Here is a 25,713-nt window from a genome sequence, read left to right as displayed (position 1 = left end):
ATGCTATTCAATAGCTTCCCGTTCTTAATATTATTACTGATAACGTTTGGGGTATACTATCTGCCCCGGATCTCGCGCTACCAGGTGGGGATCCTCATCATCTCCAGCCTTGTCTTTTATGCATATGATTCGCCCATCCTGGTATTACTCCTGCTCTTTTCTGCAGCCATAAACATCGTCACGAGCTATTATATCGTTTCCGGGAAGACATCCTGGAAAAAAACGACGGCCGTTATTGGCGTCGCCCTCAATCTGCTCGTACTCTGCTTCTTCAAATACAGCCCTCTTTTCGCCCACAGCTTTTTCAATTCCAACGATCCCATCGGTCACTTCCTGGTCACCATCCCATTACCGATCGGCATCTCTTTCTTCACCTTCGAAGGCATCAGCCTTCTCGTAGACGTCTTCACCGAGAAATATTTTGACAACCGGAAGGTTATCGACCCTTCCTTCGTCCGCCATTCCAGGAATACCCTTTTCTTTATCTCCTTTTTTCCTCACCTCATTGCAGGCCCCATCCTCAAGGCACATGATTTCCTGCCGCAGATAGGAAAAAAGAATCTGCGCGACATTGACTGGGAAAATAGCTTTAAACACCTGCTCGTCGGCTATTTCCTAAAGATGGTCGTGGCCGACAACCTGAAGGATTTCACCTACTGGATAGAGTATCCCTATTTCCAGTCCATGTCGACCACTACGCTGCTGGCCCTGCTCTTTGGCTATTCCTGCCAGATCTTCGCCGACTTCGCCGGGTATTCGGCCATCGCGATCGGCCTGGCAGGTCTCTTCGGCTACCGGTTTCAGGAGAACTTCAATTTCCCCTATATCTCCACCTCGTTCAGGGAGTTTTGGAAAAGATGGCATATCTCGCTTTCCTCCTTCCTGATGGAATACCTGTACTTCCCGCTGGGCGGTAACCGCAAGGGGAAGATCAGGACCTATATCAATCTGATGATAACGATGATCCTGGGAGGGCTCTGGCATGGGGCAGCCATCAGCTATGCCGTATGGGGCGGCTTCCATGGCGCCGCCCTGGCGACCGAACGCTTTATCTCGGACAAGGTGAAGATAAAGCCGGGGAGATTCCTCCTGGTGCTTAAAGGCCTGATGGTCTTTTGCTTCGTCACCCTGGCATGGCTGTTGTTCAAACTTCCGGATTTCAGCCACGTGCTGCAATACCTGAAATGCATACGGAAGAACTTCTTTATCCTTGACAGATATGATATCATCGCCTATATCCTGCTCTATTCCCTGCCGGTGATACTTTATCATGTCGCCTATCTATTGAGAACAAGATCGTTTTTCCTCAGGATGGCCAAATGGGAATACGCCATTTACGCAGTGATGCTTTTCCTCATCGTCACCAACAGCGGTTCCACCGGGTCCTTCATCTATTTTCAATTCTGACATCCCCGTAGAATGATAAAGCGCACCTTCTTATGTTTCCTGGTACTGATGGTGGCCTACCTGGCCCTGATGACCGTGATCAAACCGGCCAAACCGGTGGCCCAGCATCAATGGCAGGACAACCAGATCAAAGCAGAGAACTATATTTACGCCACCGGAACCTCGAACCGCAATGTCATCGTAGGTTCCTCTTTGTCGGCCCGGCTGCTCATGGATAGCCTGCCCGGGTTCACCAGTCTGGCTTTTAGCGGTCAGAGTATCTTTGACGGACTCACCATCCTCAGCCATAAAGCAGATCTGCCGGCGAATGTATTTATAGAGATCAACGTCATTCTCAAGGATGGCAACAAGACGTTTACGGAGAATCTCTTCAACCCCATACTGTACAGCACCAGGGAATTCTTCCCGCCGCTGCGCGATGGCTATCAGCCACTGGCTATCACCGGCTCCTATCTTACGGTTGGCGTTCGCGCCGCGCTTTCAGGCATCAAATCCAGGCTGGTCCACGAAAAGCCGGCGCCTGTTGCGGCTGACCCGAAGCCCGCGGCTGACCCGAAGCCCGCGGATAACCCGGTTGCCTCCAACCCCCCACCCGTAAAAAATAATAGCGAGCTGTTTGGCAAAATGGTGAGCATGCAGATCGATAGGTATTCCCGCACCCCTGATGGAGATTTACTGGAGTCGAGACTTCGCAAATTGTCGACCCTTGTAGACATGCTCCGCCAGCGGGGAGTAAAGGTGTGTTTCTTCGAAATGCCAGTAGACGAACACCTTTGTCAATTGCCGCTGTCGAATGCCATCCGGCAGGGATTCTACCAGGTATTCCCCCCGGATAAATATAATTACCTGCCACAGCCCGGTTGTTCCGGGTACCAGACATCGGACGGCCTCCATTTAATAGACCAGGATGCCCTCCGTTATACCCTGTATTTCAGAGGGTGGGTAAACGCTAACCTGGCCCTTCAAAGACCACTATGAGACGAATTGCCCTCCTGTTCGACCGTACCTACATCGACGCCCAGCATTGCTTTATCGAGTTAGCCAGCCAGCTGGCCGCCAACGGGTATGCCGTCGACCTGTATATGGTGAACAACCCGTACAATAACCAGCCCTTTTTCGAAAATAAGGAGATCAGGATACTGCCCTTTCCTGTCTCCGGGTTTCAGAAGGCCGAATACTGGTCCAAATTGCTCTACTCAGCCGATCGCCGGTACGACGCCATCATCGCGACTCCCATCACCGGCATCTGGCTGGCTTACCGCACCTCCCGCCTCCGCAAGATCCCTTATTATTATCTTGCCGACGAGCTGGTGGAACATATGCTCGCCAACAGCCCGGCGAAAGACCGGAAGAAGCTGGAGACCCGGAATTATAAGGCGAACCGCTACGCGGCGGCTACTATCGCCCTCGGGGAAGAACGTTACCTGGTGCAGCAGCAGCTGCATAAGATAGATTATGCGCACGACTATATCGTGATCCCCAACGCCCCCGCCGGCGACGCCGTCCGGCTGAAAAGCCACTATTACCGGGATATCTTTAACATCGAAGACCGCAAGCCGATACTGCTCTTCGCCGGTACGCTCAACTGGAATCTCGCCAAAAAGATCTACGAAGAGACGAAGACCTATGGCGAAAGAGACTACCATCTGGTGTTTCAGACCCGGACTACCGGCCTCATGGGCGAAGGACTCCATCCGTTTATAAAATTCTCGACGACCCCTGTCCCGTCCGCCATGATGAATTACGCTGTAAGCTCCGCCGATATCGGGCTGGCCCTGTACGACCGGAATTCCGTGCATGAGACCAACAACGGCTTCACCGGTGGTAAGATCGGCACCTATCTGAAGAACCAGCTGCCGCTCATCGTCGGCAGCGCGGACAATCTAAAGCACTTCGAAGACCAGGGCGTCGGCGTTTTCTGGGATGGCGAGACCGATTTCGATACCATCGCCCGCCGGGCGATCGCGGAGATGGAAACCTGCCGCAGGAACATACCCGCCTTCTACCGGCAGACCCTGCAGTATGAATATCATTTTGAAAAGCTCAAACAACATCTCGAAAGATCAATAAAGTAAGGGCTATGTTCACCGTTGGAACGACCAATCAACCCGTCCGCCAGGAATGGATCCGCACTACGCTGGCCAGGATCCCTGAAGGCCTGACGCTGCTGGATGCAGGAGCAGGCGAATCCACCTACAAACCCTATTGCGCCCACCTGAAATATATCGCGCAGGACTTCGGCCAGTACGATGGTACGGGGGATGTGGGACTCCAGACTGGCGTATGGGACAATTCCAAATTGGATATCCAGTCGGATATCACGGCCATTCCCCTGCCTGATCATTCGGTGGATGCGATCATGTGCACCGAAGTGTTCGAACATATCCCCGACCCCATCGGCGCACTGAAGGAATTCAGCCGGCTGGTAAGGCCGGGCGGCTATCTGCTCATCACGGCCCCTTTTTGCAGCCTTACCCATTTCGCGCCCTATCATTTTTACACCGGCTTCAACCGCTTTTTCTATGAGAAGCATCTGCCGGACTACGGCTTCGGGATCACCGACCTGGAATGCAATGGCAATTATTTCGAATACCTGGCGCAGGAAGTACGCCGGGTCAACACCATGGCCAGCCGGTATGCCGGTACAAAGCTGACCCTGCTTGACAAGGTCTGGCTAAAAGGCAGCCTGTGGGTACTGCAACGTCTCAGCAAAAAGGACCAGGAGTCTTCCGAGCTGCTCAACTATGGCATCCACGTTTTTGCCCGGAAAAAATAATTGATCTTGTCCGGAAACGATAATTTCCATGACCGTCAGCATTGCGCTTTGCACCTATAATGGCGAAAGATATCTCCGGCAGCAATTGGATTCCTTTTTGGAACAGACCATCCTTCCGGGCGAGATCGTTGTCTGTGACGACGGTTCTACCGATGCGACGCTGACGATCGTTCATGAATATGCTGCCGCCCACCCCGGCATCGATTGGCAGATACACCGGAATAGCCATACCTTACGCGCACCCGCCAACTTCGAAAAAGCGATAGGGCTTTGTACCAAAGAGGTGATCTTCCTTTCCGACCAGGACGATATCTGGGAGAAGGAGAAGATCCAACGGCTGGTACACTACCTGGAGACGGAGAAAAGTTGCGAGGCGGTGTTTACAAACGCCCGGCTCATCGACGAGAAGGGTGTGCCTATGCCGGGCACGCTGCTGGACAACACCTTTTTTTCCGCCGGCCTGCGCAAGAATTTCGATAAAGAACGATTGTTCTATTGGAGCATTCTTCTTGGCAATATTATCACCGGGGCGACCATGGCGATAAAACGCACCGCCCTTCCCCGCATCCTTCCCTTCCGGCTGCAATTGCACCGCCGGCTCTGGCATGATGGCTACATCGGTTTCAGGCTGATGGCCGCTGGAAGCATGGGCTATCTCGACGAGCCGCTGATCCGCTACCGGATCCATGCCGCCCAGCAAGTAGGCCTGGCTGGAGAAAAAGACCCCTTCGAAGACAGCATCGTTTATGGCGAAGAGCATTTCCCCGAACTGAGCAAAGCAGCATATTTTACCCGGTATCTTTCCGCATATCAATTTATGAAGCGATTGCAGCTGCACTGCAGCTTCGCCTGGCCTGTAGACCAGACGATCGAAAGAGACTACCGGCAGCGGAGGCACGATTATCTCCGATCGATGTCCTGGCCTGCCCGGAAGGGGCGCCTGCTCAAATGGTGGCTGCTGAGGATCAATGATGTTTCCCTCAAAGACCTGTTCACACAATGAGCCGATCCGGCACAATAAAAGAAAATGGATCACGAAAAAATAGGCATTGTCGTACCCTTCTATAATGGACATGAATATCTTGACAGGCTGATAGCAAGTGTCGAAAAGGCTGCCGCCGGCCTCCACGTCACGCTCTTCATCGTGGATAACAGCCCGGAGGGCCCCCCGCTGGAGATTGCCCGGAAAGGTTCCGTCCCCGTCGAGATCATCCGCGAACGACCGGGCATCGGCTATGGAAAGGCCTGTAATGCCGGATTCGAACGATGCAAAAAAGCCGGCTTCGACTATATCCTGGTGGTCAACCAGGACGGGTATCTCTCCGACGGGCTGATAAGGGGCCTGCTTGTTCCTTTCCGGGAAGATAAAAGCATCGTCATCACCGCCCCCCTGCTGAAGACGTATACGGATGACGAAGTAGAAGACTTCTTTATCAAATATTATCTCAGCCAGGCCCCGGCCTTCTTCACCGGCCTGCTGCATGGCCATACGGCGGACCACTATCCATTGCAGCGTATCTCCGGCGCCTGCTTCGCCTTTAGCCTGCGCAACGGGAATTATCCCTATGCATATTTCTTCGACCCCCTTTTTCATATGTACTATGAGGACGAAGAGCTTTGCCAGCGAATACACGCGGCAGGCGGGAAGATCGTACTGGTCACCCGGGATGCGATCTTTTACCACCGGCATTCCCATACGAATGAGACCGAACAACGGAGCTCGATCCTCAAATCGCAACTGGTTTCCGTCAAGATCCTCCGCCTGAAGGACCCTTCAGGGAACAGCTTCCGCGCCTATTACAGCATTTTCATCGCCACCCTTAGCAGCATGTTCGATCATTTGCTGCGGGGACAGCTGCGGCTGTTCTATTTATATTTTCGTTCGCTGCTTGTCGTAACAGTCTTGTTACCCCGCATCGCCCGCACAAGGCGGCAGGACAGGCAGGCGGCAGGCCTGCTGCAAAATAAGGGAGGCGCGGTATGAAGCTGGTCCTGTTCACCTTCGACTATGAGCTTTTCCTTGGCGAACGCAGCGGGACCCCTGCTCACTGTATCCTGTCACCTACCGACAAGCTGCTCGGGCTCTTCGGCCGTTTTGGATTCAAAGCCATCTTCTTTGTCGATACCACCTACCTGCTTCGGCTGGAGGAAGTAGCGGCTCGACATCCCGCCGCCGCCGCCGACCTGGAAGCGATACGCGACCAGCTGAAGACCATGGTCCGGCAGGGCCATTACATTTTTCCGCATCTCCACCCGCACTGGCTGGATGCCGTCTATCTCCCCGAATCGAACGAGTGGTCGCTGAAGGATACCCGTTATTACGCATTGTCTTCCATTTCTGCAGAGCAGCGCCAGCGGCTGTTCGACCATTCCGTGCAAACCCTCGGGCGGCTGGCCGCGAGCGTTCTGCCGGATTACAGGCTGGATGCCTACAGGGCCGGTGGCTGGTCTATCCAGCCCTTCGAGGATTTCAGGCCCCTCTTCCTCCGGCATGGCATCGTCCACGAATGGAGCGTTATCCCGGGCAAATACCTTTACTCGGATGCGCATTCCTTCGACTTTCGCCACGTCCCTGCGATACCCGTCTATCGCTTTGACAAGGATGTCTGTAGAGAAGACGAACAGGGACCATTCAGGGAGTGGACCATCTCCTGCCTACCCATGACCCGCCGCCAGCGGTGGCTGGACTTTAAGTTCAGCGGCTTGCTCCATCGCATGGGGAAGATCACCCCCCTGCCAGGCACCACCGTAAGCTCCACCATCAGCAAAGAGGGCGATGCCCTGGCCCCGAACGGACTGGTGAGGCTTCCCGCTTCCTTCGAGCGGCTGAACCCCTACCGGTTGAGAAAATTCCGCAAAGCGATGAGGCGCATATCGTATTATCAATTTATTTCGCATCCGAAGATGCTGACCCCCTACGACTTTAAGCTGGTAGAGCGCTTATTCCGTACGCTGAAAAAAGATAAAGCCGTGGAAACTGATTTTCGACAAGGCCTTCAACCATGACCAACATTCTGTTCATAGCTTTTGAGTTTCCGCCCCTCAACAGGGGCGGCGTATACAGGCCGCTTTCTTTTGTAAAATATCTGCCGCAATACGGTATCAACCCCGTCGTGATCACGCTCGACCCTTCGACGTATGAACACGTGTTCGACACCTATAGCGTCGACGAGTCCCTCGCCGCGGACATCCGTGACAACGCCTCGATCATCCCGGTAGGCGCCGGCAAGGCGGCGCCTCCATCCCGCTGGCAGGAGTTCACCACCATCTATTTTTCTATTCACGGTAATGAGACCGACCAATGGGAAGAGAGCTTTTACTCGGCCGTTGACGAGGCGGTACGCCAATATGCTCCCAAAGCCATTTTTGTGACGGTTCCGCCTTTTAGCGTCCTGCCCCTCGCAAAGAAAGTAGCGGAAAAATATGCCTTGCCGCTGGTGCTCGACTTCCGTGACGCCTGGTCGCAATGGCGAACAGTTCCCTATGGCACCATCCTGCACTACTGGCGAACCCTGCAGCTGGAAGAACGATACCTTTCCGCCGCGGATGCTATTATCGCTACATCCGTCCAGACCCTGGATGACTTCAAACGATTGCATCCACGGATACCGGCTTCCCGGTTCCATTATATTCCCAACGGATATAATGGAGAACTCTTGCCTTGGCAACCGATCGATCCCGGCAAGAAGACCTACACCGTCGGCTACGTGGGCAGCTTTTATTTCACCCCCGAAGCGCGGACACAGATGCTACAACCCTGGTGGCGAAAAAAAGGCCACCGGATGTTGCAGTATATCCCGCAGAAACAGGACTGGCTCTACCGGTCGCCTTATTTCTTTTTTAAGGCCCTGCAGCAGCTGAATCGCCAGAACCCATCCCTGGGGCAGCGCATTACCGTAAAGTTCGCCGGAAAGAAACCTGCCTGGCTCGACGAGATGATCCGGTCTTTTGGCCTGGAGAACCAGGTTACCCTCATCGGGGAGATCCCACACCGGCAGTCGTTGTTGTTCCAGCAGGAATGCGATGCCCTGCTGATCACTTCTGCCAAACAGCTGGGCGGAAGAGACTATAGCATTGCCGGCAAGACCTTTGAATATCTGCAGATGCAACGGCCCGTCATCGCCTTTGCCTGTGAAGGCGCCCAAAAAGACCTGCTGCAGGAGGCCGGTACTGCCTTGCTTTGCGACCCCGACGATGCAGCCGGCTCCGCCCGGCTGTTGGCCGATCTTTTTGAAGGCAATACGCAACTATGCCCCAACCAGGATTTCCTGGCCACGCTTTCCCGCCGGGAATTGACCGCCCGATTAGCCGGGATCATAAAAAATACTCATAAACACTCATAAACTCCATGATGAAGCTCTTACTGATAGCCGGTACAAGACCAAACTTTATAAAACTGGCGCCACTCTACCATCGCATTAAGAACGAAGCACCGGATATTCGGCCCTACATCTGCCATACCGGTCAGCATTTCGACTTCAACATGTCCGATATCTTCTGGCAGAACCTCGAACTGCCTTCGCCCGATTTTCAGCTGAACATAAAAGGAGACGGCGTGGTCGACACCATCGGCAAGACCATTTTGGGCATCAACGAGATCATCCGGAAAGAAGCATTCAACCTCGTGGTCGTGTTCGGGGATGTCAATGCAACGGCGGCGGGCGCCATCGTCGGCTCCCAATCCAGGATCCCCGTCATGCACGTGGAAGCCGGTCTGCGTAGCTTCGATCGTGACATGCCGGAAGAGATCAACCGGGTCATCACCGATCATATCAGCGACTATCTGATGGTATCCGAACCCAGCGGGATCAAGAACCTCGAACACGAGGGATTTCCCCGCAATAAGGTATTCATGGTGGGCAATATCATGATCGAATGCCTGCTGCGAACCCGGCCCCATTGGGAATCCATTCCGCTTAAGGGTGATATCCTTTCGTTTTATGAGAAAAAGCCGGTCGTGGCGACTTTCCACCGACCCGAGAATGTCGATAATCCCACTACGTTGCACCGCATGGCAGACATCCTCCAAAGCTATTCCAAAACCCAGCCGGTGGTGTTCCCGGTGCATCCCCGTACGAAGGCGCGGCTCGAGCAACACGGCCTTTTCCAGCGGCTTGTGGATGACCATAACATCCTCATCACGCAACCGATGAGCTATTTTGAATTCCTCCGCCTTGTGTCCAATGCCAGCCTGGTCATCACCGATTCGGGTGGAGTCCAGGAAGAGACCAGCTTCCTCCGGATACCTTGCGTGACTTTTAGGAAGAATACCGAACGACCGGTTACAGTAGAGTTGGGGACGAATAAAATGATGAGCATTTTCGAGGAGAACTATCTCGAAAAGATCGAAGAGCATATCGCCGGTCTCCGGCAAAGCCCCCGCAAGGATATCCCCTTATGGGATGATTCCGTGAGCCGGCGCATCCTCGATACCATCCGGCAGGCCGTGATTTTACAACCCAAGACTGTATAAAATATGTTAGTTAGAGTATTGAGAAAGGCCAGGCTGTTGCCATATGTAAATCTTACGGGCAAACTACAGCTCGACGGAAAAATGTTCGCTATTCCCATCCTGCGCGGGATGGGCGCCGACAACCTGCATATGAGCGAGATCTGGATGATCGAGGTCATCAGGATAGTGCGCTCTCTGCATGGCGGAAGCTTTGTGGACATCGGCACCAATATCGGCCAGTCGCTGATAAAACTAAAAACGGTCGATAGCACCGCAAACTATGTAGGTTTTGAGCCTAACCCGGATTGCGTCAGCTATGTGGAAGAGCTGATCCGGAAGAACCGGTTTCCCCATGCCGTTGTCATCCCCGTCGGTGTCTCCAACAAAACCGAAATATTGAAATTGAACTTTTACGATGAATCCCTCACCGACAGCTCCGCTTCCTTAAATGAGAACTTCCGCCCCGGCAAAAAGATCACCCACCAGAAAGCGGTTCAGGTCGTCGATTACGGGGTCATCGCGGACGTCATACCGCCGGATACCGGCATCGTGAAGATCGATGTAGAGGGCTTTGAACTCAACGTATTGCAAGGAATCGAACCCTTGATCCGGGAAAAGAGACCCGCCATCCTGCTGGAGATACTTCCGGTGTATACTCCGGAAAACACACACCGGCTGCAAAGCCAGGAAGGCATCGAAGAACTCTTCCGGAAACATCATTATCGCTTCTTCCGCATCGTAAAGAGCAACGAAGGGCAACTGGCTTATTTTGCCCCCATCAAAGGGGCCATCGGTATTCATTCCGAGATCAGCAACTGCGACTACATGGTCCTTCCGGAAGAGCTGGCTGATCAGCTGGCCGGTAGAACAGACGTAAAAATCCACGAGCAACAGGACCATGCATAAGGCAATATTCTTAACACACCCGGAATTGTTACGATCCGAGGTGACGGGGGGCGTGCAATTGTGCTCCCAGGAATTCCATCATATAATAGAGCAGATACCTGACATCAACCTATCGGATTATTTTGTTCCCTATACCCGCAAGATCTCTCAGCGATTGCTTATCAAAATGGGGATGGAGAATTACTCGATGTACGATGTCAAAAAAGATGCACCGGCGCTGTTGGAACATATCCAAAAGAACGGCATCGACATCGTATTCATGAATATGTCTTCCATGGTAAGGTATGCACGACCCATCCGCGAAGCCTTTGGCCCCCGGGTAAAGATCGTCCTGCTTTCTCATGGCAATCACTCCGGGGATTTTTTGCACCTCCTCACCAAGCCGCTGGGCCGCCCTTCGGCCATCCGGCGGATGCTCGACAAGATACGGCTGGGGATGCTCATCGCCACCGAATCGGGGCACCGTGTCCGTTACCTGGACGGGGTTGTGGCCCTCTCCGAGACCGAGAAGCAGATCGAGAACTGGTTTGGAGCAAAAAAGACCAGCTTTCTACCCCGAAGGCTGTATGCTGAATTCCTTCCGCATGATCCGGTGCCCGGCAGGGTGGGTTTCGTAGGCCGGCTCGACCATCCCCCCAACCTGCAAGGGATATCTCTGCTTCTCGACCAAATCAAGCCGGAAGTGCATCGATCTGTTTCCTTCCGTCTTGTCGGCGCGCCGGAGTCCTTCGGCCGCGATCTGCAAAAGCGCTATCCCTTTATCGAATACCTGGGAGAGTTATCAGACGCCGGCCTCGAGAAAGAAGTTGCCACCTGGTCGATCTTCCTCAATCCCGTCTGGTGGTATTCCACCGGCGCCTCGACCAAACTGGCCCGCGCCATCAGCTGGGGCGTTCCCATCCTTTCCACTACCGCCGGTATGCGGGGCTATCGCTGGAAAGAAGGCGCCCTGCTTGTCGCCGACACCCCGGAAGAAATGGCGGGCGTACTGCTTCGCGTGGCTCCCGATGCCACCCAGGTGCGACATTGGGCCGAACAGACGAGGCTGATAGCGGTTAATGGCCCATCAATGGAAGACCTTGCTGCACAAATAAAATATATCTACCAGTAGCAACATGAGAACGGTTTTTATCGCCGCACCCTTTTTCCCACCATCCGCTCTGCCTCCTTCGCAACGCGTGCGACTATTGGTAAGACACCTGGAAGATCATGATTGGCATCCCGTCATCTTTACGGTCGACCCGGCGCGAATGGATGGGATCACCGATCCCTGGATGCTGGAGATCGCCGGCGACAGATACGAGCAGATACAAACCGGCTGTCTCGACGGCCGCAAGACCAGGAAATTCGGCATCGGCGATCTTGGCCTGCGGATGTTCGTCTTCCTGTTCTTTTCCTTGCTGAAACAAGCCCGGCGCAGAAAGCCGGCTTTGATCCTTTATCCCGTTCCGCCCTGGTACATCATGGTGATGGCGCCCTTTGTCAAATGGCTGACGGGCGTCCCCTATGCCATCGATCTTATCGACCCCTGGATATACAAGGTCGATCCCCGTAACCGAAAGGCCAGGCTGAGCCAGTGGATAGCCCGCAGGCTGGAGGGTTTTGTGGTGAAAAGAAGCAGCGCCATATTCGCCGTGTCCCAGGGTATCCTGGACGACCTTGCCATCCGTCATCCGGCTATCAAAAAACGGCAGTTGGTTGCCGTCCCCTATGGAGTAGAAGCCTCCGATTTCGGTTCGATCACCATCAAAAAAGCAATAGGCGCACCCGTAAACATCCGGTATACCGGCGCCATCTCGGAAGCTATGCTCCCCGTGACGGATACGCTGCTGCAGGCGCTCAAGCTGGTGCATCAGCGTCACCCCCTCAGTGTGCTCTTCACCGGCACCAGCTATGCACCAAAAGAGCTGGCAAGGCCGGTGCTGCAAGAACAGATCGGGAAACACGGGCTTTCCCCCATCGTCACCGAAAATCCCCTGCGCGTGGGATATAGGGAAGCGCTCGAGCTTAGCCTGGGCGCCGATATCCAACTCCTCTTCGGTGATACCACGCCATATTATGCCGCTTCCAAGCTGATGGGACTGGCGGCCTCGGGTCAGCCTTTTTTTGCTTTTGTCCACCGGGAATCCTTTCCCTTCAGCTTCCTGGAAGAACTCAACTATCCTTATAGATTGGGCTTCCTGCCACAGGAGCTGGGTACGCCCGAAAAGATAGAAGAGCTGGCCACGGCGATACTGCGGGCTATCGACGGAAAGGATAAGTTCCAGCCCATCGATACGGCGCATCCCGTGCTGGCACAATATACCGCAGATGCCATGACAAAAACTTTCGCCAATACATTTAAAACGATCACGCATGATTAAAAGGCATTATGATAAAATAAAAGGAAAAAGAGTCGTAGTAACCGGCGGATTGGGATTCGTCGGTCACAACCTTGTGAAAAGCCTCGTCAATGACTATGACTGCCAGGTAACGGTCGTCGACGACTGCACCAATAGCAGTGAGGTTTCGATAAAGGAAGTCCGGGATAAGGTGGACTTCCAAAAGATCAGCGTCCTGGACTCGGAGAAGCTCTTCCCCCTTTTGCGGGATACCCAGTATATCTTTCATCTTGCCTGTATCCAGATAGCCGCTTCCGGCTCCAACCCGATTCTCGACATGCAGGTGAACGCCCAGAGCACACTGCAGATACTCGAACACCTCCGGCATCAGGAACATCCTGCACTCGAACGATTCGTATACACCTCTTCCTGTTCGGTGTATGGCAGTTCTTCGCGCCTGCCGGTCGGCGAGAACGACCCCACCCGCGTATTGAGCAATTATGCCGCCACCAAGCTGCTGGGAGAGCATTATACGCTCATCTATAATCGCAATTATAATATTCCCATCTCCGTCGTGCGGTATTCGAATGTATATGGCTTCGGCCAGTCTCCCCGTAACCCCTATTGCGGAGTATTGGGGAAATTCGTGCACAACGCCCTTACCGGCCAGCCCCTCTCCATCTTCGGGGACGGCGAACAGACACGCGACTATACCTTTATTTCCGATGCCGTGGATGCAACCATTCTCTCGGCCGTGCACCCCATGGCCTATGGCGATGTGTTCAATGTGGGCACCAGTGTCGAGACTTCCGTCAACAAGCTCGTACAGCTCATTTCCAACTATGTACCTGGCTGCACAGTAGTAAATGTGCAGGAAAGGGATATCGACAATATCCGGCGCCGGATGATCGATATCGAGAAGATACATCAACGTCTCGGCTGGACACCCCGCGTAGGCATGCAGAAAGGCATCGAACTGACAATGGACTGGTATAAGACGACCCTTTAGGATATGAAACGACTGGCTATCATAACAACCCACCCGATACAGTATTATGCCCCGATGTTCAACCTCCTGAGCCGGCGCGGTAATATCCACGTAAAGGTCTACTATACTATCCCGCAGGGGAAGACGGACTTCGATAAGGACTTCGGCCAGACTGTTAAGTGGGATATTCCGCTTCTGGAGGGGTATGAGTATGCTTTTGTTGCTGCAGGTCTGAACAAAGCCATCGAAGAATGGGGAGCGGATGCCATTTTGGTCATCGGCTGGAATCATTGGGTTCATATGAAGGCGATGTGGCATTTTTCGAAAAGGAAGACGGTGCTTTTTCGGGGCGATTCCACCCTGCTAGATGAACTTCCGGGATGGCGAAAGATCGCCCGGAAGACGGTGCTCCGCCGGGTTTACCGGTATGTCGACAAGGCCCTGTATGTCGGCATCAATAACAAACAGTATTACATTGAGTATGGATTAAAGCCGCATCAGTTGGAGTTCGCACCTCATGCGATAGACAACCAGCGTTTTTATGATCCGGAGGGGGACTATAGCCGGAAGGCCGCCGAATGGCGAAGAGACCTCGGCATCGACCCCGCGACCTTCGTTTTTCTTTTCGTGGCAAAACTGCAACCCGAGAAAGACCCGTTGACCCTGATCAGGGCTTTTCGCCGGCTTGACCCAAAAAAGGCAATACTGCTCATCGTAGGCAGCGGAGTATTGGAAGAGACCTTGAAGCAGGAGGCCGCCGGAGATGAGCGAATTCTATTCTTGCCTTTCCAGAATCAATCTTCCATGCCCATAGTCTACCGGCTGGGTGAGGTCTTCTGCCTGCCCTCTCAAACGGAGACCTGGGGCCTGGCCGTCAACGAGGCCATGGCCTGCGAGCGGCCCGTCCTGGTCAGCGATCGCTGCGGATGCGCTCCCGATCTGGTGATTCCGGGCAAAAATGGGTTTATCTTTGAGGCAGGGAACGTCGACGATCTGACGGCCAAAATGCAGCCCTTCCTCGGAGATCCGGCCATCGGCAGACAAATGGGCGCCGAATCGGTCAGTTTGATCCGGCAATGGTCGTTCGATCGGATAGCTTCCGCCATTGAAGCATCGATTACAGCAGAGAATGAATAACAACCGCATCGCTTTTGTTGTAGTAGGCCTGGTCTTTTTCCTGTACTATAGTTATGTCACGGGACTGGGATTCTATGAGTCCTGCTCCATCGGTTTGCTGGCGTACTTTTTCCTGGACTTCCTGGACAATGTCGGAAAGAGGGTCGTGGTGCTGGATATCGCGGTCATTCTGGCGCTGTTCACCTGGCTCGTCATGCCGGTGATCTTTTACCAGGTGTATACAAAGCAAGACCACCTCGCCTTTATCTTCCGCCACTATATGCCGATTCCCGCGGATGACTATTTTTCCTTTGCTTTTCCAGGCACCATCAGCATGATCATCGGGTTTAAGCTACCACTGGCAAAACTCCAGATCAACCAGGACCCGCAGGCCTACAAGGCTAAACTCCAGGCTTTTTTCAAAGGCAAGGCCAGGATCGGCTTCATCCTCATCGGCATCAGCTTTGCTGCCGGCGTCCTCTACCGGGTGGTACCGGCCTCGCTGAACCGGCCGGTTAACCTGCTGCAGCAACTTTCCTATGTGGGCGTGTTCTATATCTTTTTTTCAGAACACAAGCATAAGAACAAGATCCTGCTGGCCGTGCTAGGCCTGCTGGCGATAAATTCGATCATTGCGGGTTTGTTCGGCGAACTCGTATTCCTCGTAGCCCTCTTTTATATCCTCATCGCGCTCTATCTGAAAAAGATCTCTTTTGGCGTGAAGCTGAGCGTCTGTCTTTTTGGGTTTATTTGCATTTTCCTTATTCAGAACGTAAAAAAGACCTACCGTCAGGAGACCTGGAGCCATGGTGAAACGAATGGAAGCGTCGGGGTGTTCTGGGATCTCGTAGCTGAGGCCGCTACCAACCCCTCGGTCCTGCTTCAAAAAGACCGGCTCTACTTTACGGCCGTTCGGATGAATCAGGGATGGCTCATCGCCGAAACCATGTATATGGTTCCCGCCAGGCATGAATATGCACATGGCGAGACTATCGCGACATCCGTACTGGCGGCCTTCATCCCCCGGTTTCTCTGGCCCGATAAGCCCGAAGCGGGCGGGAAATACAATCTGATGCGTTTCTGGGGCTTCTATCTGCGTGGTTACAGTGAGAACATCGGCCCGATTGGGGAAGCATATGCCAATTTCGGCCGGCAGGGCGCCATCATCTTCATGTTCTTTTACGGGCTGTTCTTCAACGGCGTATTGACATATCTGCTGCGACGCAGTGAGAAGCGGCCTTCCATTCTCTGCTGGATCCCCTTCCTGTTCTTTTATGCAGTGGTGGTGGAAACGGATATCCTCACCACCGTAGGGTCCATCGTTACAAGTCTGATATTCATGACCATTTTTTCCTGGCTGTATTACCGCATCTTCCACGTTAGGTTATAAATTATGCGCGTCACCCTGGTGTACCGACACAAAAACCCCCATTTCTTTAGTGTAGAACGTGTTTTTTCGCGGCTGGAAGACGACTTGCGCAAGGAAGCGGATATCGAAACATTCATCGTCCCGCGACTTGGCGTATCCCTGCGGAATGTCCTGGCCGCTTTCCGGTTCAGCAGGCGAAACCATTCCGATATCTTCCACGTCACCGGGGACATCCATTATGTCGTATTAGGCCTGCCCGGACGCCGGACCCTGCTTACCGTTCACGACTGCGTCTTCCTCTACCAGAACAGCGGCCTCAAACGGCGTGTCCTCAAATACCTGTTCCTCGACGCACCCGTTCGCCGCTGCAAACTGGTCACCACCATCTCCGAGGCCACCCGCCAGGATATCCTGAAATTCACCGGCTGCCCGCCGGATAAGGTGGTAGTCATACCCAACCCGGTGAGCCAGTCCATCGAATACCTTCCCCGGCCTTTCCGGGAAGACCGCCCCGTCATTCTTTTCCTCGGCATCACGCCAAACAAGAACCTGCGCCGGGTCATCCCCGCGCTGGAGGGCATCGATTGTCAGTTGCATGTTGTTGGAGTGCTTCCACCACCCGAAAAAGAGTTGCTGCAACAACACCGCATTGATTACCGGCAGAGCGCCCATCTCTCCGATCAGGAACTGGCCGCCTGCTATGCGGATGCTGACCTGGTGCTGTTTCCCTCCACCTTCGAGGGTTTCGGGCTGCCGATCATCGAGGGACAGAAAGCCGGCCGGCCGGTGATCACCAGCAGTCTGAGTCCTATGCAGGAGATCGCCGATGGGTCCGCCTGCCTGGTTGATCCGTTTTCTATCGACTCCATTCGCTCGGGCGTGCTCCGGGTCATCCGCGATAGGGACTATCGCGAGCAGCTGGTGGAAGCAGGGTTCCGGAATGTGACCCGGTTCGACGCGGCTACCATCGCTCATCAATATTATTCCTGTTATCAACAATTGAACGGACAAGCCGCCTCCGGCGGCTCTAAAGCATAGACCAATATGTGCGGAATCGCTGGTATCCTTAATTTTCGATCTTCTCCTGCCGAGGAGCGCGCAACCCGGCTGATGACGGACGCCATGTGTCACCGTGGCCCCGATGCAACCGGTTTTTTCACGGAAGGTCCTGCTTCCCTCGGCCACCTTCGGCTTTCCATCATCGATCTCTCCACGGCCGCTAACCAGCCTTTTATAGATAATTCGGGCCGGTATGTCATGGTATTCAACGGAGAGATATATAACTATCAGGAGGTGAAGGCCGGCCTGTCCGGTTATGCTTTCCACACGAGCAGCGACACCGAAGTTTTGCTCGCCGCCTATACCAAACTAGGGCCGGCCTGCCTGCAGCTGCTCCGGGGCTTCTTCGCGCTCGCCATCTGGGACAGACAGGAAAGGGAATTATTCATCGCTCGCGATAGGATGGGAGTGAAGCCCCTCTATTATTATATCGACGACCAACGCTGCGTCTTTGCATCGGAAGTGCGGAGTATCCTGGCCAGCGGCTATGTAAAAAGAAAAGCCGATCTCGCGGCTCTGGCGGATTACTTCAGCTACCAGTCTATCGGGTATCCGCATTCGATCATTGAAGGTATCCGGCAGTTGGAAGCCGGTTCCTGGATGAAGATAAAGAATGGCGTCGTAACCAGGGAGGTCTACTGGGATGTCACGGCGGCAAGGAATGGTTTCGACATCACCGATCCGGGCAGGATAAAGGGCAAGATCAGGGAGCTGATGCTGCAGTCGGTGAGGCGGCGGTTGGTGAGCGATGTGCCCGTGGGTGCCTTCCTGTCCGGGGGCATCGACTCCAGTGCAGTGGTGGCGTTGATGGCGGAAGCCTCAGACGCGACACCAAATACCTTTACCATCTCCTTCGAGGAAAAAGAATACGATGAATCACCCTATGCCGACATCGTGGCGAAAAAATTCCGCACCAACCATACCACTATCCTGCTGAAGCCGACAGTCTTCCTGGACGAGCTGCAGGCAGGCCTTGATGCTATGGACATCCCCAGTGGCGACGGCATCAATACCTATGTTGTGTCCAAGGCCATCGCCCGGCAAGGGATGCGGGTAGCCCTGTCCGGAGTAGGCGGTGACGAACTCTTCGCCGGCTATCCCTTTTTCAACAGCTATCTGCAGCTGAGAAAATATGGCTTCTGGTGGGGTATTCCGGCCGGCTTACGGAAAGGACCCACTTCCTTGCTCCCCCATAGGACAGGAAAGCAAGATCGTATCCGGCAGCTGCTACGGGCGCCATCGGCTGGTATCGCCGACTTCTATCCCGTGTTCCGCCAGATACTCACTCCGGCCCGCATCGGTGCCATCACGTCGCTTGGGAATGGCGCCCTTGATACGGCTATGCACCAACAACTGATGGCAAAAAAGGCCAGCCTGAAGCATTTTCCCCTGCTCAGCCAGGTGTCGGCAGCCGAATACCTGGGCTATACCCAACACACCCTGCTGAAAGATACCGATCAGATGAGCATGGCCGTGTCGCTGGAGGTCAGAGAACCCTTCTTCGACCAGGATTTAGTAGAATATGTTCTGGCTATCCCCGACGAGTACAAAAAGCCCACCTATCCGAAGAGCCTTCTCGTGGAATCGCTGAAACCCCTCCTGCCGGACGAGATCGTTTTTCGCAAAAAACAGGGATTCGTATTTCCCTGGAATACCTGGCTGCGAAAGGATTTGTATAGCTTCTGCGATGGCTATATCCGGAATATGGCTACCCGCCCATTTATCCACGGTGATCAGCTCATCGGCTACTGGCAGGATTTTCTGAAAGGCGACCAGGATATCCGGTGGACGGAGATCTGGCTTTTCGTGGTATTGGAATATTGGCTCGAAAAAAATCATGTCGAATAAAAAAAAGATATTGCTGTTCACTGATTGGTATGAACCCGGCTATAAAGCCGGTGGACCCGTACGGTCCTGTACCAATTTCGCTACGGTGATGCAGGATAGCTTCAGCATCTTTATCCTCACCTCCGACCGCGACCTGGGTGATAGCACGCCCTATCCTGCTATCGAGCCCGATGCCTGGATGAAACGAGGTCCCGATCTGCAGGTATGGTATGCCGGCCCCGGCAAACTCACAGCCGGCCAGATCGGCCGGCTGGTACGGGAGATCGCCCCGGATTATGTCTATCTCAACAGCATGTACAGCTGGAATTTTACGATCCTTCCCCTCTTGGTCAAATGGTCGGGCAGGCTGCCTGGCGAGTGGGTGCTCGCTCCCCGGGGCATGCTGCACCAGGGCGCCATGCACTTCAAACCGGCAAAGAAGAAATTATTTCTCGGCCTCCTCAAGACCACGGGCGTCACCCGCCGGCTTACCTTCCAGGCGACCGACGAGCAGGAGCAGAAAGATATTCAGCGCTATTTTCCCGCGGGAAGAGTGGTCGTCCTCCCCAATTTTACCCAGACCGGCCCTGTGGAATGGCGTCCCATCCCGAAATCGGTGGGCACGCTCTGTTGTGTATTCATCTCGCGGCTGGCCGCAAAAAAGAACCTGCTGTTCCTGCTCGACGTGCTGCGGGATTGGCCGGCGGATACCTCCCTTCTGCTAACCTTGCGGGGCGATCTGGAGGACCAGGACTACTGGCAGCAATGCCAGGCGGCAATCGCCACCCTGCCGGCAAGCGTCCGGGTCAGCTATGAAGGTGCCGTACCCCATGTAGAGGTTACGCAGGTATTGCAACAGCATCATATCTTCGTCCTGCCAACCCTTGGCGAGAATTTCGGCCATGCGATCTTCGAAGCGATGATGGCGGGGAAACCCGTGCTCATCAGCAATAAGACGCCCTGGCTGCAACTGGAGCCGAAAAAGGCCGGACACGACCTGCCGCTCGATAGGTCCGCCTTCCGGCAGGCGCTGCAATTCTATGCGGCTATGGATCAATCCGTATATGATGAGTGGTCCCGGTCGGCCTACAACTATGCACGGACGATGCAGGAGGCTGGCGACCTGAAAGAAGACTATAAAACATTATTGTTCTCATGACCCTGCAAGTAGCCAACGATCGTTACAATAATGACTGGTACAAACAGCAGATCGGCGCATCGAAAGCGAAACAGATACTGTGGTATCTTACAAACAGCCTCTTTTTCATCAATTCGCTGAATTCTTCTTCGGGGGTGAAAAAGCGCCTGCTCCGGCTTTTCGGCGCGGAGATCGGAACAGGTGTCGTCCTGAAGCCGGGTATCAATATCAAATATCCCTGGAAGCTCAGCATCGGCGACCATGCCTGGGTGGGCGAACGCGTCTGGATCGATAATCTCGGCCCCGTCCGCATCGGCAAAAATGCCTGTCTTTCCCAGGGCGCCTTCCTGCTCACCGGTAATCATGACTATACCAGCCAGACCTTCGATCTCATCGTAAAAGACATCGTATTGGAAGACGGCGTATGGATCGGTGCCAAAGCAATCGTCTGCCCGGGTGTGACCTGCGGGTCCCATGCAGTACTCGCAGCCGGCTCGGTGGCGACCGGCAATCTTGAACCCTACACCATCTACCAGGGGAATCCCGCCGGCAAGGTGCGGGAAAGAAATATTACGAAATGAAGATATCCATCATCACGGCCACCTATAACAGCGCGGCTACTGTCAGGGATACCTTGCTATCCGTCAGCGGGCAGCACCACACCGATGTCGAGCATATTGTTGTCGATGGCGCTTCCACCGATAGCACCCTTGCCATCGTGGGCGATTTTCCTCATGTGGCCCGGCTCATTTCGGAGAAAGACAAGGGCATCTATGACGCCATGAACAAGGGCATCGCCGCCGCCACCGGGGAAGTCATCGGCATCCTCAATTCCGACGATGTCTATATCGACGGCTCTGTCCTCAGCGAAGTTGCAGCAGCCTTTGCCGATCCCGCCGTGATGACGGTATATGCCGACCTGCAGTATGTCGATGCCGCCAATCTGCAAAGAGTGAAGCGCAGCTGGCGGTCGGGCCCTTTCAAAAGAAAGAATTTCTACTACGGCTGGATGCCGCCCCACCCGACTTTTTTCGTCCGAAGAGCCGTTTACGAGCAGGCCGGGCTGTTCAATCTAACGCTTCGATCGGCCGCCGATTACGAGCTGATGCTACGCGTGCTGCTGAAATGGAAAATGCCCGCTTATTACATCCCCCGGTTCATCGTCAAGATGCGGGCGGGGGGCATGAGCAATGCTTCCCTGGTCAATCGTCTCCGGGCTAACAAGGAAGACCGCCTTGCCTGGAAAATGAATCAGCTGAAACCTTTTTTCTTTACCTTATATATGAAACCCTTTCGAAAAATAACACAATTCTTTATTAGGTAACCCTAAATCTGACTTACCGATGCGATCGCTTGTCAAAATTCTGAAGTTCATCGGGTATCACCCCCTTGCTTCAAAGAACCGGTTACTGGCCTATAGCAGATTCCTGTCCTGGCAGATCAGGCAGAGACTGCGCCCCAGGCCGGAAAAAGTTACCTTTGTCGAAAGCAGCGTATTGATCGTCGAAAGAGGAATGGCGGGCGCAACGGGAAATATTTATACGGGTTTGCAGGAGTTCAACGATATGGGTTTTCTGCTGCATGTATTGCGTGCAGGGGATACCTTTGTGGACATCGGAGCCAATGTGGGCGCCTATACCATACTCGCTGCGAAGAACGTAGGGGCAGCCGTCGTATCGTTCGAGCCCATCCCTTCCACTTTTGCAAAACTGCAACGCAATGTGGATGCCAATGAGGTGCAGGGAAGTGTAGAGCTGAAGCGATATGGGGTGGGAGATGCGGCCGGGACGCTTCGTTTTACGGCATCGATGGACAGCGTAAACCATGTTCTTACGGCTCATGAGCAGATCGATGGCGCCGGGATAGTGGAAGTCCCCGTGGAAACCCTGGACCAGCTATTGCAGGGACGCCAACCGGTGCTGTTTAAGATGGATGTGGAAGGCTATGAGTGGCCCGCACTTAATGGTGCAAAATCGCTCCTGGCCTCGCCTTCCCTGAAGGCCCTGATCATCGAGCTGAATGGCAGCGGCCACCGCTATGGGTATGATGAGAAGACGATCCATGCCTTGCTCGTCACTTATGGATTCGTTCCTTACAGGTATGAACCCTTCTCGCGGCAATTGAAAAAAGAGCCGGACTATTACGGCCCGGACAATACCATCTACATCAGGGATGTGGAGTGGGTCGAAGGTCGGGTCAAGGCGGCAAGAAAATACAGAGTATTAAATGTCAATGTGTAAATAAAGGCACGTTCTTAAAACAATTTCATCAACCATGCCCAAAGTTGCTTTAATCACCGGCGTCACGGGTCAGGATGGCGCCTATCTCTCGGAATTACTCCTGAAAAAAGGATATATCGTCCATGGCATCAAGAGAAGGAGCTCTCTTTTTAACACGGACAGGATCGATCATCTTTACCAGGATCCGCATGAATCCAATGTCCATTTTACGCTGCACTATGGCGATCTTACGGACTCCACCAATCTCATCCGCATCATCCAGGAGACACAACCGGACGAGATCTATAATTTAGCCGCCATGAGCCATGTGCATGTCAGCTTCGAAGAGCCGGAATACACCGCCAACGCCGACGGCATCGGCACCCTGCGCATCCTGGAAGCGGTGCGGCTCCTGGGCATGACAAAGAAGACAAAGATCTACCAGGCTTCGACATCGGAATTATATGGCCTGGTGCAGGCCGTACCACAAAGCGAAAAGACGCCCTTCTACCCCCGCAGCCCCTATGCCGTTGCCAAGTTGTACGCCTACTGGATCACCGTCAACTACCGTGAAGCATATAAGATGTACGCCACCAACGGCATCCTCTTCAACCATGAATCACCGTTGCGCGGCGAAACCTTCGTAACCCGGAAGATCACCCGCGGAGTAGCTAAGATCGGCCTTGGACTGCAGGAAAAGATTTACCTCGGCAACCTGGATGCGCGACGCGACTGGGGACATGCACGTGATTACGTAGAAGCCATGTGGCTTATTCTTCAACAACCCGAACCGGAGGATTACGTAATTGCTACTGGCATTACTACACCTGTACGCGAATTCGTGCGCATGGCCTTTGCCGAGATCGGCGTCGAACTCGAATTCAAAGGAAAGGCCGACAAAGAGGTAGCGGTAGTGGCGGCTTCCAACAACCCGGACTTCATCGTCGAGCCGGGCAGGGAGGTCGTGGCAGTAGACGCCCGTTACTACCGCCCGACGGAGGTAGACCTGCTCATCGGCGACCCCACCAAGGCGCAGCAAAAACTCGGCTGGAAGCCAACCTGCGACCTGCCCATGCTGGTGAAGGAGATGGTGGATGCCGATGTCCAGCTCTTCCGTAAAGAAAGGGTATTGAAAGATTCCGGATTTCATATCAAGAACCAGTACGAATAAACAATGCAACCAACAGATAAGATCTACATCGCCGGCCATCGCGGCATGGTCGGCTCGGCTTTGACGCGAAAACTGCAAAAGGAAGGTTTTACCAATCTCATCACCCGGACTTCGGCTGAACTCGACCTGAAGAACCAGGCCGCGGTGCAGGCCTTCTTCGACAAAGAGCGGCCCGACCATGTTTTCCTCGCGGCCGCAAAAGTCGGCGGTATCCTGGCCAATAACACCTACCGCGGCGAATTCCTCTACGATAACCTCATGATCGAAAGCAATACGATCGATGCGGCCTACCGGTCGGGCGTAAAAAAACTGATGTTTTTGGGTTCTTCCTGCATCTATCCCAAATTAGCGCCCCAGCCGTTGAAGGAAGAGTACCTGCTGACAGGGCTGCTGGAAGAGACCAATGAGCCTTATGCCATCGCCAAGATCGCGGGCATCAAACTCTGCGACGCCTATCGCTCGCAGTATGGCTGCAATTTTATCTCGGTGATGCCGACCAATCTCTATGGTCCGAATGACAACTACGATCTGAATACTTCCCATGTGCTGCCCGCCCTCATCCGCAAATTTCACGAGGCAAAGGTGAACAATGCACCGGCTGTGACGTTATGGGGTTCGGGCAAACCCCGCAGGGAATTCCTCCATGCAGACGACCTGGCGGATGCCTGCTTCTACCTGATGCAGCATTACAACGAACCCGGGCTGGTTAACATCGGCACGGGGGAAGACCTGGAGATCGGGGAATTGGCTCTGCTGATCAAAAAGATCGTGGGCTACACCGGGGAGATCCATCACGACCTCAGCAAGCCGGATGGTACGCCACGGAAGCTGATGGATGTTTCCAAGCTGCACAGCTTCGGCTGGAAGGCGGCTATCAGCCTTGAAGAGGGGCTGCGGCGGGTGTATGCCGGCTACAAGGAACACTAGACGGGCCGGAGACCCGTCGGCCAGACCATAATACGACCCATGTTCTCTATTTTTAAAAAGAAGTCAAACAACGCTGTCAGAAGTCTGGAAGGCCTGTCCTGCGACGTGCATTCCCATCTCATTCCCGGCATCGATGACGGTGCGCCGGATATGGAAACCTCCCTCCGGCTCATCAGCGGATTGGTCGCCCTGGGCTATAAGAAGATCATCACTACACCGCATATCAACGGCGACGTTTTCCCCAACACCCCTGCCGTCATCCGGGCCGGGGCCGCCGCCGTCACCGAACAGCTCCGACAAAGGAATATCGACGTCGAATTCGGGGCCGCGGCCGAACACCTCATGGACGACCACTTCACAAGAGCCCTCGCCGCCGGAGAGCCTTTTCTGACCCTGAAAGACAACCTCATACTCGTCGAACTGTCCTTTGTCGTACCGGCGATAAATCTAAAAGAGATACTTTTTCAATTACAGCTCAAAGGCTACCAGCCGGTGCTGGCCCATCCCGAGCGCTACCTGTATTTTGGCGCCAATAAGGGCTGGTACGATCAGTTGCGGGACTCCGGCTGCCTCTTCCAACTCAACCTCCTCTCCTTCAGCGGCTACTATGGGCGGGAGCCCCAGCAATTAGCCGAATATCTCGTCAAAAAGAACTATGTCGAGCTCCTCGGCACCGATCTCCACCACGAAAAGCATCTGCACATGCTGGAGACCTCCACCCGCCTCCATTCCACCGTCAACCGCCTGATGGATACCGGCCTCATCCGCAATCCCACGCTCTGATCCCGCCCAGGCCCGCCCCTCTTCCGCATCCCCCGCCCCCCGCTTGCCCCGCCTCGCCGCCGCCCCCCTCGCCGCCACCTCCGCAAGCCGGCCCGCCCTCACCCACGTCGCCCCGCCCCCGCCTATCTGCCTTGCCCCGCCGCCCCCGCTTGCCCCGCCGCCCCCGCTTGCCCCGCCGCCCCCGCTTGCCCCGCCGCCCCCGCTTGCCCCGCCGCCCCCGCTTGCCCCGCCGCCCCCGCTTGCCCCGCCGCCCC

The 25,713-nt window shown here is 54.3% G+C and carries 24 protein-coding genes; all 24 read left to right on the top strand.

From position 1 onward, the window contains the following. Genes IEY39_RS17800 through IEY39_RS17685 form a run of 24 tightly spaced genes read left to right on the top strand, consistent with a single transcriptional unit; the run spans position 1 to position 25,459 of the window. Positions 1 to 1,407 carry an MBOAT family O-acyltransferase gene (locus IEY39_RS17800; RefSeq protein ID WP_188934058.1) on the top strand — a complete coding sequence of 469 codons (1,407 nt, stop codon included), beginning with the start codon at positions 1 to 3 and terminating at the stop codon, positions 1,405 to 1,407. Between the two features lie 12 nt (positions 1,408 to 1,419). Then, complete coding sequence (locus IEY39_RS17795) at positions 1,420 to 2,385, top strand: hypothetical protein (RefSeq protein WP_188934056.1); 966 nt, start codon at positions 1,420 to 1,422, stop codon at positions 2,383 to 2,385. Beyond that, entirely contained in the window at positions 2,382 to 3,482 is a 1,101-nt protein-coding gene (locus tag IEY39_RS17790) for a glycosyltransferase family protein (protein ID WP_188934054.1), read from the top strand. The genes IEY39_RS17795 and IEY39_RS17790 overlap by 4 nt, the downstream gene beginning before the upstream one ends. A gap of 5 nt (positions 3,483 to 3,487) precedes the next feature. Continuing rightward, positions 3,488 to 4,183 carry a class I SAM-dependent methyltransferase gene (locus IEY39_RS17785; RefSeq protein WP_188934052.1) on the top strand — a complete coding sequence of 232 codons (696 nt, stop codon included), beginning with the start codon at positions 3,488 to 3,490 and terminating at the stop codon, positions 4,181 to 4,183. A gap of 28 nt (positions 4,184 to 4,211) precedes the next feature. After that, complete coding sequence (locus IEY39_RS17780) at positions 4,212 to 5,186, top strand: glycosyltransferase family 2 protein (RefSeq protein WP_188934050.1); 975 nt, start codon at positions 4,212 to 4,214, stop codon at positions 5,184 to 5,186. A gap of 24 nt (positions 5,187 to 5,210) precedes the next feature. Then, the gene (locus tag IEY39_RS17775) at positions 5,211 to 6,167 is read left to right on the top strand and encodes a glycosyltransferase (protein ID WP_188934048.1); all 957 of its coding nucleotides are present in this window, start codon (positions 5,211 to 5,213) and stop codon (positions 6,165 to 6,167) included. Further along, positions 6,164 to 7,189, top strand: coding sequence for a polysaccharide deacetylase family protein (locus IEY39_RS17770; RefSeq protein ID WP_188934046.1), 1,026 nt, complete (start codon positions 6,164 to 6,166; stop codon positions 7,187 to 7,189). The genes IEY39_RS17775 and IEY39_RS17770 overlap by 4 nt, the downstream gene beginning before the upstream one ends. Next, on the top strand, positions 7,186 to 8,526 hold the full coding sequence (locus IEY39_RS17765; protein WP_188934044.1) for a glycosyltransferase: 1,341 nt from the start codon (positions 7,186 to 7,188) through the stop codon (positions 8,524 to 8,526). Before IEY39_RS17770 ends, IEY39_RS17765 begins: the two co-directional genes overlap by 4 nt. A gap of 5 nt (positions 8,527 to 8,531) precedes the next feature. Then, on the top strand, positions 8,532 to 9,656 hold the full coding sequence (wecB, locus tag IEY39_RS17760) for a non-hydrolyzing UDP-N-acetylglucosamine 2-epimerase (RefSeq protein ID WP_188934042.1): 1,125 nt from the start codon (positions 8,532 to 8,534) through the stop codon (positions 9,654 to 9,656). A 3-nt stretch (positions 9,657 to 9,659) separates the two neighbouring features. Continuing rightward, positions 9,660 to 10,541, top strand: a complete 882-nt coding sequence (locus IEY39_RS17755) for an FkbM family methyltransferase (protein WP_188934040.1) — start codon at positions 9,660 to 9,662, stop codon at positions 10,539 to 10,541. Between the two features lie 25 nt (positions 10,542 to 10,566). Further along, complete coding sequence (locus IEY39_RS17750) at positions 10,567 to 11,652, top strand: glycosyltransferase (RefSeq protein ID WP_188934038.1); 1,086 nt, start codon at positions 10,567 to 10,569, stop codon at positions 11,650 to 11,652. 4 nt (positions 11,653 to 11,656) lie between these two features. Continuing rightward, positions 11,657 to 12,904 carry a glycosyltransferase gene (locus IEY39_RS17745; protein ID WP_188934036.1) on the top strand — a complete coding sequence of 416 codons (1,248 nt, stop codon included), beginning with the start codon at positions 11,657 to 11,659 and terminating at the stop codon, positions 12,902 to 12,904. Next, positions 12,897 to 13,871: an NAD-dependent epimerase/dehydratase family protein gene (locus tag IEY39_RS17740; RefSeq protein ID WP_188934034.1), complete on the top strand. Its 975-nt coding sequence runs from the start codon at positions 12,897 to 12,899 to the stop codon at positions 13,869 to 13,871. Before IEY39_RS17745 ends, IEY39_RS17740 begins: the two co-directional genes overlap by 8 nt. 3 nt (positions 13,872 to 13,874) lie before the next feature. Beyond that, positions 13,875 to 14,987: a glycosyltransferase family 4 protein gene (locus IEY39_RS17735; RefSeq protein ID WP_188934032.1), complete on the top strand. Its 1,113-nt coding sequence runs from the start codon at positions 13,875 to 13,877 to the stop codon at positions 14,985 to 14,987. Then, the gene (locus tag IEY39_RS17730) at positions 14,980 to 16,356 is read left to right on the top strand and encodes a hypothetical protein (RefSeq protein ID WP_188934030.1); all 1,377 of its coding nucleotides are present in this window, start codon (positions 14,980 to 14,982) and stop codon (positions 16,354 to 16,356) included. Before IEY39_RS17735 ends, IEY39_RS17730 begins: the two co-directional genes overlap by 8 nt. A gap of 3 nt (positions 16,357 to 16,359) precedes the next feature. Continuing rightward, positions 16,360 to 17,373, top strand: a complete 1,014-nt coding sequence (locus tag IEY39_RS17725; RefSeq protein WP_188934028.1) for a glycosyltransferase family 4 protein — start codon at positions 16,360 to 16,362, stop codon at positions 17,371 to 17,373. A 6-nt stretch (positions 17,374 to 17,379) separates the two neighbouring features. Then, entirely contained in the window at positions 17,380 to 19,242 is a 1,863-nt protein-coding gene (gene asnB / locus IEY39_RS17720; protein WP_188934027.1) for an asparagine synthase (glutamine-hydrolyzing), read from the top strand. After that, positions 19,232 to 20,380, top strand: a complete 1,149-nt coding sequence (locus IEY39_RS17715; protein ID WP_188934025.1) for a glycosyltransferase family 4 protein — start codon at positions 19,232 to 19,234, stop codon at positions 20,378 to 20,380. Before asnB ends, IEY39_RS17715 begins: the two co-directional genes overlap by 11 nt. Next, entirely contained in the window at positions 20,377 to 20,940 is a 564-nt protein-coding gene (locus IEY39_RS17710; protein WP_188934023.1) for a WcaF family extracellular polysaccharide biosynthesis acetyltransferase, read from the top strand. The genes IEY39_RS17715 and IEY39_RS17710 overlap by 4 nt, the downstream gene beginning before the upstream one ends. Continuing rightward, a complete protein-coding gene (locus tag IEY39_RS17705) occupies positions 20,937 to 21,683 on the top strand; it encodes a glycosyltransferase family 2 protein (protein ID WP_188934022.1) in 747 nt (248 codons plus the stop codon). The genes IEY39_RS17710 and IEY39_RS17705 overlap by 4 nt, the downstream gene beginning before the upstream one ends. Before the next feature lie 19 nt (positions 21,684 to 21,702). After that, entirely contained in the window at positions 21,703 to 22,599 is an 897-nt protein-coding gene (locus IEY39_RS17700) for an FkbM family methyltransferase (protein ID WP_188934020.1), read from the top strand. A gap of 34 nt (positions 22,600 to 22,633) precedes the next feature. After that, positions 22,634 to 23,749, top strand: coding sequence for a GDP-mannose 4,6-dehydratase (gene gmd / locus IEY39_RS17695; RefSeq protein ID WP_188934018.1), 1,116 nt, complete (start codon positions 22,634 to 22,636; stop codon positions 23,747 to 23,749). A 3-nt stretch (positions 23,750 to 23,752) separates the two neighbouring features. Continuing rightward, positions 23,753 to 24,676, top strand: coding sequence for a GDP-L-fucose synthase (fcl, locus tag IEY39_RS17690; RefSeq protein ID WP_188934016.1), 924 nt, complete (start codon positions 23,753 to 23,755; stop codon positions 24,674 to 24,676). 39 nt (positions 24,677 to 24,715) lie between these two features. Beyond that, a complete protein-coding gene (locus tag IEY39_RS17685; protein WP_188934014.1) occupies positions 24,716 to 25,459 on the top strand; it encodes a tyrosine-protein phosphatase in 744 nt (247 codons plus the stop codon). Positions 25,460 to 25,713 lie beyond the last annotated feature (254 nt).

The organism is Puia dinghuensis, from assembly GCF_014642875.1.
GTDB classification, from domain to species: domain Bacteria; phylum Bacteroidota; class Bacteroidia; order Chitinophagales; family Chitinophagaceae; genus Puia; species Puia dinghuensis.
The sequence above is the reverse complement of the archived record's forward strand: the minus strand, read 5'-3'. Positions and strand labels throughout refer to the sequence as shown.